We start from the raw sequence: 15,623 nt of genomic DNA on the forward strand, positions 1-15,623 counted from the left end.
AGCGGGGTCGGTCATGGGGTCTGACCTGCCCTGTAGAGGGGGTAGAGGGGGTTCGGGCGTACCCCCGAAACCCGAAACTTCGCAGGCCAGCCCCGACATCGCCCCCGAAACCGGTTTCGCCTCAACCCGAAACCGGGGCCCCAGGCGAAACCAGTGACGTCCCAGTGGGGCAGTGACTTTCCACTGACCGGGTCACTGCCCCGGGTCACTGGCTGTGACCTGCTGAAACGGCCGTTCAGTGAGGCAGTGAGGCCACGTTCAGCCGCCCGACGACCGGCCGCCCCCGGGCCCCGGGGCGCCTGCTCGCTGCCTCACTCACTGGGTGCGACGACGAACGTGCCCTTGGCGGGGAGGGTGGCGACCAGGCCGCGGGCTCGCAGCTCCCGGACGGCGCGGCGGACGGTGCCGATGGACACGCTGTAGATCTCCGTCATGGCGCGCTCACCGGGCAGGGCGGCGCCGGCGGGCAGGGTCCCGGCCGCGATCTCCGCGGCGATCCGGTCCGCGAGCTTCACGTACTCGTACTGCGGGAGATCGCTCATCCCTTCACGGTGCCGCTGCCCCACGCGTCCCACATCTGGGGAACGCGTCTGGACGCGGTGGGACGCGGTGGGACGCAGTAGGGGTACGGTCGGACGAGAGAAAGCCCCTGCGGCCGGTGAGACGGCCCAGGGGCGTGGACGACGCTACGAGGGAGCGACGACATGGAAGAGGCTACAGACGGCGGGACGGCCCGCACAGACGCGCACCTTGACGGGCCCGCGGCGCTGGCGTTCCGGGCTCTCCTGGACCACACGCAGACCTGCGTGCAGTGCATCGCGGACTCCCGGAAGTGCGCTACGGGACGGGTCCTGGTGCGCACGGTGAGGCAGGCCCGGCAGGGCTGAACCCCAGGGATGCACCCCAGGGAGGCAGGGAGAACTCCCTCAGCGCCTCCCTGGGGTGCCTCCCTCCGTTGACCTGCGGATACGGTCCGGAGGGAGGCGAGGGAGGCTACGAGCAAGCGGCCTCTGCCAGCTCCCGGGGCGGTTCGTTTCCGGCCTCGGGTGCCTCCCTCCCTGCCCAGGCGAGCAGGACCGCAGCCATGGACCAGGTGAGCCGGTCGTTCTTGGTCCGGTTGCACGGCTCGCAGGACAGCACGAGGTTGGCGGGCAGGTTGCACGGCCACACGCTCTTCGGCACGTAGTGGTCGATGGTGACGCCCGTGAGCTTGTCGAACTCGGTCCGGCAGTAGAAGCAGCGCCGGCCGTCCCGCTCGACCAGGTACATGCGCATCTCGCGCCACCCTGCCCGGTTGCTCTTGCCCGGTTTGCACTTCTTCCCGCCCGGGGTGGAGCTGGGCTTCCCCTGCAAGGTGCGCTGCACCCGCTGCACCCGCGCGGTGAACTTGTGCAGTGCCGCCTCGAGGGCGTGAGCGCCGGCCGCGTCCAGGAGCGCCACATCGTCGAGCAGGATGCCCAGGCCGGGGCCGTTCACGGCCAGCTGGGGGAGGTTCGCGTCGGGCTCGTGGACGAGCCGGGCTTCCAGCATCACGGTGCCGTCAGGGAGGCGCAGGTCGAAGTCCTCGCCTACGTGCCCCCAGTCCTCGGGCGGCTCGGCCCCATGGTCCTCGATGCACCAGGACGGGCAGCCGTTGACGAGCTTCAGTTCACGAGTGTTCACCAGGATCCCCGCCCCTCGTGGTCAGCGCAGCCGGCCGCAGGCGCCTGCTCGCGTTGTACGTCTGCCGTGATGTCGACGACCCGGAACGGTTCGGGGAGCGGCGGCAGGCCGTCGACCTTGAACGCGGTCCCGATCAGGTAGCGGGCCATGCAGTCGTGCTCCAGCTCCGACCGGTTCGGTGGGAGGGAGACGACGACCCGGTTACGGGTGACGTAGGCGTACCCGGTGAACCCCGGCTCGTCGATCGACGACTCGTCGAGGGTGATGCCCAGCTCGTCGACGAGCTGCTGTAGCGGGGCGTCCATCAGGTGGTCGACGGACGGGGGCGTGACCTGCGGCGCATCAGTGGATGCGAGGAACGCGGCGACGGCCGGGAACGCTCGGTCGACGGAACGCTGCGCGGCCGCCTGCTCGTCGTCGGTGGTCTGGATTCTGGCGGACGCGCTGGGCTGTACGTTGTTGCGCATGGTCTGGACTCCTTGATGCGAAGGGTCGGATCAAGGCGCCGCTTTGGTGGTGACACACCGGGCGGCGCCGCTCTGTCTACGCAGGGCAGACGAGCGGAGTCGGGGGGAGCGCGTGGCCTGCAGTCCGCGGACAGTCCGCAGGACGACCAGGAATGACCGGTGGCAACCGGATTCAACCGTGAGGGTTTCCGCAGCTCAGACGGGGTGTAGTGGGTAAAACCGCTGGTCAGCGAAAGGCGCCGAAGGTTCCCGCGCAACCACTGACGACGGCCGCCCGGTGCCCCGCCTCCTCCGAAGGAGGCGGGGCACCGGCGCGTTCCGCCCCGGCGGATGGCCCCGGGACGGCGAGGGGGCGGACGGTGTCCCGTACGGGGCGTCAGTGTCCCGTGCGGGGTCGGTGGATGGCCGCGTGCGGGGCGTGCGGTGCCCGTACGAGGGCCGGGGGGTGCCCCCAACGGGGCTTGGGGTGGCCGCGTGCCGGGCCCGGCGGTGTCGCGTACGCCGCCCGGCCTGTGGGTCGGCCGGTGGGGTGCGGGCACCACGCGCCGCACGCGCGCGGGGAAGCGCGCGCCGCCACCCCGCGCGCGTGCGGCGCGCCGGAACCGCGGCGCCGATGTCGCGGCGCCGAAATCGTGCAGGGAAGGGGCCCGGACCGTCCGGAGTCCGGACGCGCGCGAGCCGATTTCGCGGCCGGCGCTGCGGTTCCCGTACGCCCGGGAGGAACCGGTTTTCCGGCTTCCGGTGCTGTGAAAGGCAATTGAACGGTGGTTCACCTACGGATTCCGTAGGTGAATGACCGTTGACGATTCGGAATCCGCAGGGTTCGATGCCGCCGGGGAGCAGGCACCACCCATCACGCAGCCGCCGGAGGCGATAGCGCTCCCGTCCACAGAACCGCCGCACGAGTCGATCGGAACCGCTCGATGACCGACACGCTCCGCCCTTCCGCCGCCCCGCCCGACGCGCCCGCGACGACGGCGGACCCGGACAGTCCCCGGAAGCTCAGGCGTTCCATCGGCGTCGTCGGCGGCACCCTGCTCACGGTCTCCTGCGTGACGCCGGCCTCCACGCTCTTCGTCGTCGTGCCCGACCTGTTCTCCTCCCTCGGCACGGCGACCGCGCTGACCATCGCCATCGGCTCGCTGCTCTGCGTCGCCGTGGCGTTCTGCTACTCGGAGCTGGGCACCCTCGTCCCCAGCGCGGGCGGCGAGTACGCCATGGTCTCGACGATGGCCGGACGCCTCGCCGGCTGGCTCGTGTTCGTGCTGTCCCTGCTGGTCGTCATGATCGTCCCGCCCGTGATCGCCATGGGCACGGCCGACTACCTGGCGCCGGTCGTGCACCTCGACCCCTCCCTCGCCGGCGCGGGCGTCATGGTGCTCGCCACCCTCGCGGGCCTGCTGGACCTGCGGGCCAACGCCTGGATCACCGGCGTCTTCCTGGTCCTCGAAGTGATCGCGGCCGCCGTCGTCGCCGTCCTCGGGTTCGCGCACGGCGAGCGCGGCGCGGGCAGCCTGGTGTCGATGGAGGCGGCCGGCCCCGGCGGGCACCCGGACACCGTGACGGCGATGCTGGTCGTCTCCGGGCTGGCCATCGCGCTCTTCGTCACCCAGGGCTTCTCCACCGCGGTGTACCTGTCGGAGGAGTTGGAGAACCCGCGGCGCAACGTGGCGCGCACGGTCCTGGCCACCCTCGCCATCTCCTCCGTGATCATCCTGGTGCCGGTGGTCGCGATCACGCTCGGCGCCCCGGACCTGGCCGCGCTCACCGGCGGCGACATCGGCGGCATGGTCACCGCCTGGTCCAACTCGGCCGTGGGCACCTTCGTCAGCCTCTGCGTGGCGCTCGCCATCATCAACGCGGGCATCGTCATGGTCATCCAGAACTCCCGCGTGCTGTTCGCCTCCGCCCGCGACAAGGCGTGGCCCGCGCCCGTCAACGGCGTCCTGTCGAAGCTCGGCCGGTTCGGCTCCCCGTGGGTCGCCACGCTCCTGGTGGGCGTGCCCGGCGCGGTGCTGTGTTTCGTCGACCTGGACACGCTGTACGGCATCACCGGTGTCTCCGTGACGAGCATGTACCTCCTGGTGGCGGTCGCCGCCCTGCTCGCCCGGCGCGGCCCGCACGCGCACGCGCCCGCCTGGCGGATGCCGCTGTGGCCCGCGATGCCGGTCGTGCTGATCGCGGTCCTCGCCTACGTCCTGAGCACGCAGGAGGCCCGCCACCTCCTGTGGACCGGCGGCATCACCGCCGTCGCCACCCTGTACTGGGTCCTCTACCTGCGTCCGCGCCGCGGGACCCGGTGGCTGGTGACGGTCCCCGAGGACCTCGGGACGGCGGAGGCCCGCGGTGCCACCGGCCCCGCCGGCCCCGCGGAGAGCGCCCGGGCGTGAGCGCCTCCGGAGTCCGCCGGTACACCCGACGCGGTACACGGCACGGAGCCCGTAATCCTCAAGGAGGGCACGGGGTCAGACCGCCGGCTGCATCGGTTGTCGGCACCCGCCCTTACCGTTGACGCATGGATCTTCGAATGCCCGCACTGCGAGGGCCGCGACGGCTGCTGGCCGCCGCCGCGGCCGTCGTCGTGCTCGCCGGCGCAGGCACCTGGACCGCCGTCGCCTCCGACGGGGCGCCCGCGGTGCACCGTGCCGACCACGTCCTCGCGACGGGTGACGGGGTGAGACTCAAGACCTCCTACTTCACCTCGGACGCCGCCGGGCGCAGGCCCGCGGTCCTCCTGGCGCACGGCTTCGGCGGCAGCAAGGAGGACGTGCGGAGCCAGGCCGAGGAGCTCGCCGAGGACGGCTACGCGGTCCTCACCTGGTCGGCCCGCGGCTTCGGCGGTTCCACGGGCAGGATCGGCCTGAACGACCCCGAGGGAGAGGTCGCCGACGCCTCCCGCCTGATCGACTGGCTGGCGAAGCGGCCCGAGGTCGAACTCGACGCGGCCGGCGACCCGCGCGTGGGCGCCGCCGGAGCCTCCTACGGGGGCGCTGTGTCCCTCCTCGCGGCGGGGCACGACGACAGGATCGACGCGCTCGCCCCGGCGATCACCTACTGGAACCTCGCGGACGCGCTGTTCCCGAACGGCGTCTTCAAGAAGCTGTGGGCCGGGATCTTCATCAACTCCGGCGGCGGCTGCGACCGGTTCGAGGACCGGCTGTGCCGGATGTACGAGAGGGTCGCCGAGTCCGGCAGGCCCGACGCGCGGGCCGTCGACCTGCTGGAGGAGCGCAGCCCCTCGGCCGTCGCCGACCGCATCCAGGTGCCCACGCTCATCACGCAGGGCCAGACGGACTCCCTCTTCCCGCTCGGCCACGCCGACGCCATGGCCAAGGCGATCCGGGCCAACGGCGCGCCCGTGGACGTCGACTGGATCGCCGGCGGCCACGACGGCGGCGACATGGAGGTGGACCGGGTGCACGCCCGCGTCACCTCGTGGTTCGACCGCTACCTGAAGGACGACAGGACCGCCGACACGGGCCCCGCGTTCCGTGTCACCCGCACCGGGGGCATCGACTCGACCGACGGCGCCGCGCAGTTGAGGGGCGCGAGCGGCGACACCTACCCGGGACTCACCGCGGGTGAGCGCTCGGTGGAACTGAGCGGGCGCGAGCAGGAGTTCGCCAACCCGGCGGGCGCCAGTCCGCCCGCGGTCTCCGCGCTGCCGGGACTCGGCGGCGCCGGCGGCCTCTCGCAGCTGTCCTCGCTGGGCGTCGGCGTCTCGCTCGACTTCCCCGGGCAGCACGCGCGCTTCGAGTCCGCGCCGCTCGCCGAGGACGTCCGGATCACCGGATCGCCCGAGGTCACGGTCCACGTGGAGTCGACGGACGACGAGGCCGTGCTCTTCGGCAAGGTGTACGACGTCGGTCCCGGCGGCCGTCAGCAGGTCCTGCCCTCCCAACTGGTCTCACCGGTCCGCGTCGCCGGCGGCGAGGACGTCCGGATCACCCTGCCCGCCATCGACCACGAGGTGCGTCAGGGCCACCGGCTGCGCCTGGTGCTCGCCTCCACCGACCTCGGCTACGCGTCCCCGGCCGCGCCGGCGACCTACACCGTCTCCCTGCGCAGCGACCTCGCCGTACCGACGGCGCCCGGTGTCACCACGGCCGCCGCGGCGCTGCCCGCCTGGGTGTGGTGGCTGCCCCTGGCCGGCGCGCTGGTCGCGCTGCTGCTCCTCGTCACGGGCCGGCGCCGGACCGCCGCGGTGCCGCCCGACCCCGCGCTCGCCGACGTCCCCCTCCAGATCACGGACCTCGGCAAGCGCTACGCGAAGTCCGCCGACCGGTACGCCGTACGGGACCTGTCGTTCCGTGTGGAGAAGGGGCAGGTCCTCGGTCTGCTCGGACCGAACGGCGCGGGCAAGACGACCACCCTGCGGATGCTCATGGGCCTGATCACGCCGGACAGCGGCGAGATCCGTGTCTTCGGGCACGCGATCCGGCCGGGAGCCCCGGTGCTCTCACGGGTCGGGGCCTTCGTCGAGGGCGCGGGCTTCCTGCCGCACCTCTCGGGCCGCGAGAACCTGGAGCTGTACTGGCGGGCCACCGGCCGACCGGCCGAGGACGCCCACCTCGACGAGGCCCTGGCGATCGCGGGCCTCGGCGACGCGCTCGCGCGCGCGGTCCGCACCTACTCCCAGGGCATGCGGCAGCGCCTCGCCATCGCCCAGGCCATGCTGGGCCTGCCGGACCTGCTGATCCTCGACGAGCCGACGAACGGCCTCGACCCGCCGCAGATCCGCGAGATGCGCGAGGTCATGATCCGTTACGCGGCGGCGGGACGGACGGTCATCGTCTCCAGCCACCTGCTCGCCGAGGTCGAGCAGTCCTGCACGCACCTCGTCGTGATGGACCGGGGCCGGCTGGTCCAGGCGGGCCCCGTCGGCGAGATCATCGGCTCCGGCGACACACTCCTCGTGGGCCTCGCCGCCGAGGTCGCGGACCCGCTGGTGGAGAAGGTCGCGGCGCTGCCGGGCGTGGAGTCCGCGGTCCGGACGGACGACGGCCTCCTCGTGCGCCTCGCCCCGGCGGACCCGGTCCGCGGCGGCGTCCCGGTCCCCGACCGGACACCGGCCCGGACCGGCGCCCGGACCGTTTCCGAGCCCGCGACCTCCACCGGAACGGCGCCCCTCCCCGAGGGCGCGGTCACGGCCACCGGCACGGCCACCGTCTCCACGGAGGCGCCCTTCACGGACGGGCCCCTCGCGGACATGCCCCTCACGGGCACGGCCCTCACCGCAACGGCCTCGGCGGACCCGGACTCCGGCACCGACACGGCCTCCGGCGTCACCACCGCGGCGGACGGCTCGGTGGCCGTCACCACGGCCGGCGGCTCCGCGGCGGCGGCCCGGCTCCTCGTCGAACTCGTCCGGCTGGAGGTGCCGGTCGCCTCGCTCGGCCCGCACCGCCGCCTGGAGGACGCGTTCCTCACCCTGATCGGAGGCTCCGCGTGAGCACCCTCGCAGAGCGGGCCGAGGTGGCCGAGGGCTACCTGCCCGGACGCACGCTGCCACTGCGGGTCGAGCTGCTGCGGCAGCTCAAGCGCCGCCGCACGCTGGTGATGGGGGCGGTCCTCGCCGCCCTCCCCTTCGTGCTGGCCGTCGCGTTCGCGATCGGCGGCGAACCCGGCGGGCGCGAGGGCCGGATCACCCTCATGGACACGGCCACCGCGTCGGCCGCGAACTTCGCGGCGACGAACCTCTTCGTCTCCGCGGGCTTCCTGCTCGTCATCCCCGTGGCGCTGTTCTGCGGCGACACCGTCGCCTCGGAGGCGGGCTGGTCCTCGCTGAGGTACCTGCTGGCCGCGCCCGTGCCCCGGGCCAGGCTGCTGTGGTCGAAGCTCGTCGTCGCCCTCGGCCTGAGTCTGGCTGCGATGGTGCTGCTGCCGATCGTCGCCCTGCTGGTGGGTTCGGCCGCGTACGGCTGGGGCCCGTTGGAGATCCCCACCGGGGGCACCCTCGCCCCGGGGACGGCCGCGCAGCGCCTCGTCGTCGTGATCGCGTACATCTTCGTGTCCCAACTGGTCACTGCGGGGCTCGCGTTCTGGCTGTCGACGAGGACGGACGCGCCGCTCGGAGCGGTGGGCGGCGCGGTCGGCCTGACGATCGTCGGGAACGTCCTGGACGCGGTCACCGCCCTCGGCGAGTGGCGCGACTTCCTGCCCGCGCACTGGCAGTTCGCCTGGGCGGACGCGGTGCAGCCGCGCCCGGAGTGGGGCGGCATGATCCAGGGCGCGGCGATCTCGCTCACGTACGCGGTGGTGCTGTTCGCCCTGGCGTTCCGCGGCTTCGCCCGCAAGGACGTGGTGTCCTAGGGCCCTTCGCCCGGATCGGCCCCGGCCCGCGGCACCCGGCCCGGCGACCAGCCGTGTCGTCGCAGGTCCCGGCCGGTGTGCCGGGTTCGCACGGGGTCCGGGGTCCGTTCCCCGGACACCGCCCGGTCTCCGGAGGATCACCCACCGGTCTCGCCGGGGCCCTGCCGTGGCCGCATCGAGATTCATCCGCAACTCCGCGGACCGCTCCTTCCAGCCTCCTCCGACGTCACAGTCACAGACATCGGCTCACACGGGTCACGAGGGGGCAGACATGAGGCGCAGCGAACGGCACGTCCGGGACGTAGGCCGCGTGCGGCGGCGGGCGGGACGGCACGGATCGGGTGCCGCGGTGCTCGCCGCGGTGTCCGCGGCCGCGCTCGTGCTGACGGCGTGCGGGGGCGGCGGGTCGAGCGACCACTCGGGCGACCGCAAGGGCACCGACTCGCGGGAGTACGACGGCTTCCCGGCCCCCGCGATGCCGACCGGCCCCCCGGGCACCGAGGAGGGCGCCGCCGAGGGCGAGCAGAAGGACGGACTGCGGGAGAGCGCGCCGCCCGCCGACTACCTCTCCACCTTCGCGCTGGACGTGGACACGGCCTCGTACGGCTACGCCCGCCGGACCCTGGCGGACGGACGCAGGCCCGACCCGGCGACCGTCCGTCCCGAGGAGTTCATCAACAGCTTCCACCAGGACTACGAGCGCCCCGAAGGGAACGGTTTCACGGTCACGGTGGACGGGGCCCGCCCCGAGCCCACCGGAGTCCGCCCCGAGGACGCGGACGGCACCGACGAGCCCTACGGCGAGGACACCCCGTACCGGTCGTACGACGACGACCCCTACGCAGGGGGGTCCGGCGGCGACGACGGGGACTGGCGTCTCGTCAGGGTCGGCCTCGCCACCCGCGGGGCCGAGGACGAGCGCGAACGGCGGCCCGCCGCCCTCACGTTCGTCATCGACGTCTCCGGCTCCATGGCGGAGCCCGGCCGCCTGGACCTGGTCAAGGAGTCCCTCGGCGTCATGACGGACCGGCTCCGCGACGACGACGCGGTCGCGCTCGTGGCCTTCAGCGACGAGGCGAGGACCGTACTCCCGATGACCCGGCTCGGTGACCGCCGCGGCCGGGTCCACGAGGCGATCGGCGAGTTGGAGCCCGAGCAGTCGACGAACCTCGGCGCGGGCGTCACCACCGGCTACCGCACGGCCGTGGACGGCCTCAGGGACGGTGCGACCAACCGCGTGGTCCTGCTCTCCGACGCGCTCGCCAACACCGGTGAGACGGACTCCGACGCCATCCTCGACCGGGTCGCCGACGCCCGCCGCGCGCACGGCATCACCCTCTTCGGCGTCGGCGTCGGCAGCGACTACGGCGACGCCCTGATGGAGCGCCTCGCCGACAGGGGCGACGGCCACACGACGTACGTGTCGACCGCCGAGGAGGCCCGCACGGTCTTCTGCGACGAACTCCCGAGGAACATCCAGCTCACGGCCCGCGACGCCAAGGCGCAGGTCGCCTTCGACCCCCGGACCGTCGAGCGGTTCCGGCTGATCGGCTACGAGAACCGCGAGGTGGCGGACGAGGACTTCCGCGACGACCGGGTGGACGGCGGCGAGGTCGGCCCCGGCCACACGGTCACCGCGCTCTACGCGGTGCGCACCCGGCCCGGCGCCTCGGGCCACCTGGCCACCGCGACCGTCCGCTGGCTCGACCCGAGGACGCGCAGGCCGCACGAGGAGTCGGGCAGGATCGGGACCGCGGCACTGGACCGGCCGCTGCGGAGCGCGGACGCCGGCCTCCAGGTCACCGCCGTGGCGGCCTACTTCGCCGACGCCCTGCGCTCCGGCGGGGACGGCCGGGGCACCCTGCCGGCCGCTCCCTCCCTGACGGAGCTCGCGGCACGGGCCGACCGGCTGGCCCGTGCCACCGGCACCCGGGCCGTGGCGCGGCTCGCCGACACGATCCACCGGGCGGACAGCCTGTCGTACTGAGTGCCGGGCCGGGACCGGGCGGCCGGACCCGCAGCCCCCGGCGCGGCCGGCCGCCGGGGGTGCCCCGCGCCCACGCGCGGGACCCCGCCGGCGGCCGGACCGCTCAACCGCACAACTCCCGTTCCGCCCGCACCGGATCGGCGGGGAAGCGGAACGACGTGCGCTCCCAGGCCCCGGCGGCGTTGCGCAGGAAACGCGCCGGGGTGAGCGGTTCACGGGCCGAGGCGTTCAGTTCGGCGAGCGCCCCGCACCGCAGGGCGTGCCGGGCGGCGGCCACCCCGACCGGGTCCGCCGACGGCGGCACCTCCCCGGGCGCGCCCCGGTCGGCGGCGAGCCACGCGTCCGGCAGCCGCTTGTCGTGCCCGACCCGTCCGCCGCCGACCCGCTCGGAGTGCGCGGCCACCGGATAGGCCAGCCCGATCGGGTCGAGCGCGGCCCCGTCCAGCGGGACGGCCGACCCGTTGAGCCCCAGCACGACGTAACTTCCCGTCACGGAGGGGGAGTCGGCGGCGGCCCGGCCGTTCCTGCCGTACAGCAGGACGGGTTCTCCCGAACGCGCCGCCGCCCGGACCGCGCGCAGGTACTCCAGGTGGTGCGGTGCCCCCGCGAATGTGTGGTGCACGGGATGGGGGTCGGCGTTGTGCCGGACGTACACCCCGCGCTCGTCCGCGATCCCCGCCGGCCCGATGTGGCCCTCGTACGGGATCCGCAGCCACCCCGCGCTCACCAGCGCCCACACGGCGACGCCGACGGCCGCCGCGGCCCGCGACCGGGTCACGGGCACCACGAAGACGGGCAGCAGCATCAGCAGGAGCCCCGGCAGCAGCATGCGACCGTGCATGAAGTCGCCGCCGACCCTGACGACGAACACCCAGCACAGCAGACCGGCGACGACCGGCGCGAGCACGCCGATCCGCCGCGCGGCGACCTGCCCGGTCCCTCCAGCCGGCCCGCTCCGTCCCGCCCCTCCGGTCCCCGCCGCCCGCGGCCCGAGCACGGCGAGTGCCACCAACAGCGCGGGCAGCCACAGCAGATAGGGCTGGGCGAAGTCAGCGAGATATCCGAACCCCCGTCCCCACAGGCTCCGCGAGGCCTCCTTGGTGACGGCGGGCAGCGGCACCAGATGGCCGTAGTAGCCCGCCCGGAAGACCTCGTAGGCGACCGGCAGCGCGCCGGCCGCCGCCGCCCCGGCGGACGCGCCACGCCACGACGGCCGCGCGAGCAGCCACTGCGCCGCGAGGAACACCACGCTCACGAGCCCCAGATCGGGCCGCACGAGAGGCCCGAGGCCGATCACCGCCGAGGTCGCGAGGGAGCCGGGCCGCGCCGTGAGCGCGAGCCACGCTCCCGCGATCCAGCAGGTGGCGAGTCCCGTCTCCAGCCCGGACGTGGCGAAGTCCCACACCGGCGGCAGCCCGAGCGGCAGCAGCGCCCCCAGCGGCACGCAGGCCCGTCCGCCGTACGTCCGCAGCGCGCCGATCCCGGCTAGTGCGAACCCCGCCGAGGTCAGCAGCAGCCCGCCGTACACCGCAGCCGTCGCCGGATCGGCCCCGACCGCCCCGGCGGCCACGAGCAGCCACTGCCAGAGGGTCCCGGTCGACGACTCGACCCGCTCACCCGCGTTGAACACGGGCCCGTTCCCCGCCAGTACCTGCCGCACGGTCCGTACGTAGATGAAGGCGTCGTCGGACATCCAGCGCCGCCGGAACCCCGCGTACGCCACGACGAGCGCCGGCAGGAGCCACACCGCGACCCGGACGGCGGCGCGCGGGCCGGTGCGCCGGCGGAGCGCGGGCGGCGAGGGCGGCCGGGGGCCGCGCGGCGGGAGGTGCGGGGGCGCATGCGTCGACGTCATGATCCGTACTTCGGCCCGCGTCAAGCCGAGCTTGACGCGGGCCCTGGGCCGAACGGGGGTCCGCGGGCGAATCCGGCACGGCCGGCCCCCTCCGCGCCGCGTCCCTCGGCGGCGCGCACGGTCCGCCCGGTGGGCCGATCCCTGGGAACCGGTTGAAAATCCCCTACGCATGAGTAAGTTGACCCGCAAGTAAGTACGCGCCACCGCAACGCGAGTCGCCACCGGGAGCCGTCATGGGCGTACGCAGGGACCTGAAGCAGGCCAGGAGGCGCACCGACCTGGCGGACCGTGCCGAGGTCGTGATCACCAGGGACGAACGGGGAGCCGTCCGTGAGGCGCGGGTGCCCGCCCTCGCGCCGGAGCCCACCACCGGCAGCACGGCCGACCTGCCCTTCACCAACGCGGCCGAGGCCCCCGGCGCCGTGGTCCTGCGCCGCCGGGAGAACGGGGCCTGGCGTCCCGTGACGGCGGCGCACTTCGCGGGTGAAGTCACCGCCGTGGCCAAGGGGTTGATCGCGGCCGGCCTCGAACCGGGCGGCCGGGTGGCCGTCATGTCCCGCACCCGCTACGAGTGGACGCTGCTCGACTTCGCCATCTGGGCCGCCGGCGGAGTGGCCGTCCCCGTCTACGCCACCTCCTCGGCCGAGCAGGTCGAGTGGATCGTCCGCGACTCGGGCGCCCGTCTGGTCCTGGCCGAGACCCCGGAGCACGCGGCGGTGGTCGCCGCCGCCACGTCCGGGCACCCCGAGCCCCCCGGCATCCTGCTGATCGACGGCGGAGCGGTCGCCGAACTCACCGCCCTGGGGCGGGACATCGCCGACGAGGAGGTCACCGGGCGCCGTGCCGCACTGACCCCCCGGAGCATCGCGACGATCTGCTACACCTCGGGCACCACCGGGGTCCCCAAGGGCTGCGTCCTCACCCACGCCAACCTGCACGCCGAGGCGGCGAACACGGTCGAGCTCCTGCATCCCGTGTTCACCGAGGTCACGGGCCGGGCCGCCTCGACCCTGCTCTTCCTGCCCCTCGCCCACATCCTGGGCCGCACCATCCAGATCGCCTGCCTGACGGCCCGTATCGAGCTGGGGCACTTCCCGAGCATCCGGCCCGAAGAACTCCGCCCGGCCCTGAAGGAGTTCAGGCCCACCTTCCTGGTCGGCGTCCCCTACCTCTTCGAGAAGATCCACGGCACCGGGCGCGCCACCGCCGAACGGATCGGCCGGGGGGCCTCGTTCGACCGAGCCCACCGGATCGCCGTCCGTTTCGGCGAGCGCCACCTCGACCGGTTCCTCGGCCGGGGCAGGGGGCCGGGCCCCGGCCTGTACGCCGCCCGCGCCCTGTACGACCTGCTCGTCTACCGTCGCGTCCGCAAGGAGCTGGGCGGCCGCACGCGGTACGCGATCAGCGGCGGCTCGCCGCTCGACCGCGACCTCAACCTCTTCTTCTACGCCGCCGGAATCCTCGTGTACGAGGGCTACGGGCTGACGGAGACCACCGCCGCCGCGACGATCGTGCCGCCCCTCGGCCCCCGTCCCGGCACGGTCGGCCGCCCCGTGCCCGGCACCGCGATCCGCATCGCGGACGACGGCGAGGTCCTCGTCCGGGGCGGCATCGTCTTCGGCGCGTACTGGAACGACCCGGCGGCCACCGACGCGGCGCTGACCGGCGACTGGTTCGCGACCGGGGACCTCGGCGCCCTGGACGGCGACGGCTATCTCACGATCACCGGCCGCAAGAAGGACATCCTCGTCACCTCGGGCGGCAAGAACGTCTCCCCGGCCGTCCTGGAGGACCGCCTCCGCAGCCGTCCGCCGGTGGGGCAGTGCGTCGTCGTCGGCGACAGGCGCCCCTACGTGGCCGCGCTGATCACGCTCGACCGAGAGGACCTCGCGCACTGGCTGTACGTCCGCGGCATGCCCGAGGACACCCCGATCGCGGAACTCGTGGACGACCCGCGGCTGCGCGCCGACGTCCAGCAGGTCGTGGACTACGCCAACCGGGCCTTCTCCCGCGCCGAGTCCGTCCGCGACTTCGCCCTGGTGGAGGGCGAGTTCACCGAGGAGAACGGACTGCTCACGCCGTCCCTGAAGATCAGGCGCCACGCCGTCACGGCGGCGTACGCGCGGCACATCGAGGAGCTGTACGGCGACGGGTCCCGGACGGACGAACAGCGGGCCACCCCCGAGGGGTGACCCGCTGTTCCGTGCCGTGCGAAGGATCAGCTGCCGACGGCGCCGTTGCCCGAGAGCACCGGGATGTTGTCCAGGATGTGCGACAGCGGCTCGTCGCCCTTGGCCTGGGTGGAGTTCTCGGTGCACTGCTGGTTCTGCGGGGCCGAGAGGATCGGCACGTCCTGGAGGACGGTGACCGGGGCGGCGCCGATGAGCGAGGCCAGGTTGGCCTTGACCGGCAGGCCGACACAGGGCTTGTTCAGCGAACCCTGGACGAGGGAGAGCTGGGGGCTCTGGTCACCGTGCGTGGCCTGGTTGCCGTACTTCTGCACGGAACCGTTGCCGTTGGCGGTGGTGACGCCGTCGTCGTTGCCGATGGCCATCGCCTGCGGCGCGGCGACGGCCGTCATCCCGGCGACGGAGGCGGCGATGGCAGCGGTCGCCCACAGCTTCTTCATGGTCGTTCCCTTCGGAGAGTGGCCCCCGTGTACGGAGCCGCGTGATGATCAACAGCGCGGTGGACGGTGCGGTTGCGGGGTGTACCCCGACTGGCCCACGGGGGTTCTCGGGACCACGGTCGACGCGCCGCCGCTGTCGGACGGGGCGGCGGACCGCCGGAGACCGGTGGTCCGCCGCCCGGCGTGTCAGCTTCCGGCGGAGCCGTTGCCGGACAGCACCGGGATGTTGCTCAGGATGTGCGACAGCGGCTCGTCACCCTTGGCCTGGGTGGAGTTCTCGGTGCACTGCTGGTTCTGCGGGGCGGAGAGGATCGGCACGTCCTGGGCGACGGTGATCGGGGTGAGTCCGGCGAGCGAGGCCAGGTTGGCCTTGGCGGGCAGGCCGATGCAGGGCTTGTTCAGCGAGCCCTGGATGAGCGCCATCTGCGGGCTCATGTTCCCGTACGTGGCCTGGTTGCCGTAGATCTGCGCGGCGTGGTTGCCGTTGGCGGTGGTGACACCGCCGTCGTCGCCGATGGCCATCGCCTGGGGCGCGGCGGCAGCCGAGATACCGGCGACGGAAGCGGCGACCGCCGCGGCAGCCATAACCTTCTTGATCACTTGCTGGTCCCTTCTGGAGTAACCCCGTCCACCGGAGCCTCCTGATCAACTCCGGCCGACGCGCATGGTTGCTGCGATTCACTCCGATGGCCCATTTGAGAAGTCTGCTTG

General features: G+C 73.6%; 12 protein-coding genes. 6 read left to right on the forward strand and 6 right to left on the reverse strand.

All coding sequences use genetic code 11. From position 1 onward, the window contains the following. Positions 1-311: 311 nt before the first annotated feature. Complete coding sequence (locus tag IE265_RS10670; RefSeq protein WP_190035209.1) at positions 312-542, reverse strand: winged helix-turn-helix domain-containing protein; 231 nt, start codon at positions 540-542, stop codon at positions 312-314. A gap of 162 nt (positions 543-704) precedes the next feature. Here IE265_RS10670 and IE265_RS10675 point away from each other — a divergent pair, with 162 nt between their 5' ends. Next, entirely contained in the window at positions 705-887 is a 183-nt protein-coding gene (locus tag IE265_RS10675; protein WP_190035210.1) for a hypothetical protein, read from the forward strand. A 106-nt stretch (positions 888-993) separates the two neighbouring features. Here the strand turns inward: IE265_RS10675 and IE265_RS10680 are convergent, their stop codons facing one another. Together IE265_RS10680 and IE265_RS10685 are read right to left on the reverse strand one after the other, a co-directional pair. Continuing rightward, on the reverse strand, positions 994-1,662 hold the full coding sequence (locus IE265_RS10680) for an HNH endonuclease (RefSeq protein ID WP_190035211.1): 669 nt from the start codon (positions 1,660-1,662) through the stop codon (positions 994-996). Then, on the reverse strand, positions 1,659-2,129 hold the full coding sequence (locus IE265_RS10685; protein ID WP_190035212.1) for a hypothetical protein: 471 nt from the start codon (positions 2,127-2,129) through the stop codon (positions 1,659-1,661). The genes IE265_RS10680 and IE265_RS10685 overlap by 4 nt, the downstream gene beginning before the upstream one ends. Before the next feature lie 923 nt (positions 2,130-3,052). Between IE265_RS10685 and IE265_RS10690 the strand changes: the two genes are divergently transcribed. The 4 genes from IE265_RS10690 to IE265_RS10705 all read left to right on the forward strand — a co-directional run bounded on the left by IE265_RS10690 (position 3,053) and on the right by IE265_RS10705 (position 10,428). After that, entirely contained in the window at positions 3,053-4,519 is a 1,467-nt protein-coding gene (locus IE265_RS10690) for an APC family permease (RefSeq protein ID WP_190035213.1), read from the forward strand. A 125-nt stretch (positions 4,520-4,644) separates the two neighbouring features. Further along, positions 4,645-7,581: an alpha/beta fold hydrolase gene (locus IE265_RS10695; protein ID WP_190035214.1), complete on the forward strand. Its 2,937-nt coding sequence runs from the start codon at positions 4,645-4,647 to the stop codon at positions 7,579-7,581. Beyond that, positions 7,578-8,441, forward strand: a complete 864-nt coding sequence (locus IE265_RS10700) for an ABC transporter permease (protein WP_190035215.1) — start codon at positions 7,578-7,580, stop codon at positions 8,439-8,441. The genes IE265_RS10695 and IE265_RS10700 overlap by 4 nt, the downstream gene beginning before the upstream one ends. A 271-nt stretch (positions 8,442-8,712) precedes the next feature. After that, positions 8,713-10,428, forward strand: a complete 1,716-nt coding sequence (locus tag IE265_RS10705) for a vWA domain-containing protein (protein ID WP_190035216.1) — start codon at positions 8,713-8,715, stop codon at positions 10,426-10,428. A gap of 103 nt (positions 10,429-10,531) precedes the next feature. Here the strand turns inward: IE265_RS10705 and IE265_RS10710 are convergent, their stop codons facing one another. Further along, complete coding sequence (locus IE265_RS10710) at positions 10,532-12,283, reverse strand: arabinofuranosyltransferase AftB family protein (RefSeq protein ID WP_190035217.1); 1,752 nt, start codon at positions 12,281-12,283, stop codon at positions 10,532-10,534. A gap of 233 nt (positions 12,284-12,516) precedes the next feature. On the opposite strand from IE265_RS10710, the gene IE265_RS10715 reads away from it, so the two are divergent. Continuing rightward, a complete protein-coding gene (locus IE265_RS10715; RefSeq protein WP_190035218.1) occupies positions 12,517-14,475 on the forward strand; it encodes an AMP-dependent synthetase/ligase in 1,959 nt (652 codons plus the stop codon). Between the two features lie 26 nt (positions 14,476-14,501). Here IE265_RS10715 and IE265_RS10720 read toward each other — a convergent pair whose 3' ends face one another. Then, positions 14,502-14,912: a rodlin gene (locus IE265_RS10720; protein WP_190035219.1), complete on the reverse strand. Its 411-nt coding sequence runs from the start codon at positions 14,910-14,912 to the stop codon at positions 14,502-14,504. Positions 14,913-15,098: 186 nt separating this feature from the next. Beyond that, positions 15,099-15,512, reverse strand: coding sequence for a rodlin (locus IE265_RS10725; RefSeq protein ID WP_190035220.1), 414 nt, complete (start codon positions 15,510-15,512; stop codon positions 15,099-15,101). Positions 15,513-15,623 lie beyond the last annotated feature (111 nt).

It is taken from the genome of Streptomyces fructofermentans (assembly GCF_014651055.1).
Classification (GTDB): domain Bacteria; phylum Actinomycetota; class Actinomycetes; order Streptomycetales; family Streptomycetaceae; genus Streptomyces; species Streptomyces fructofermentans.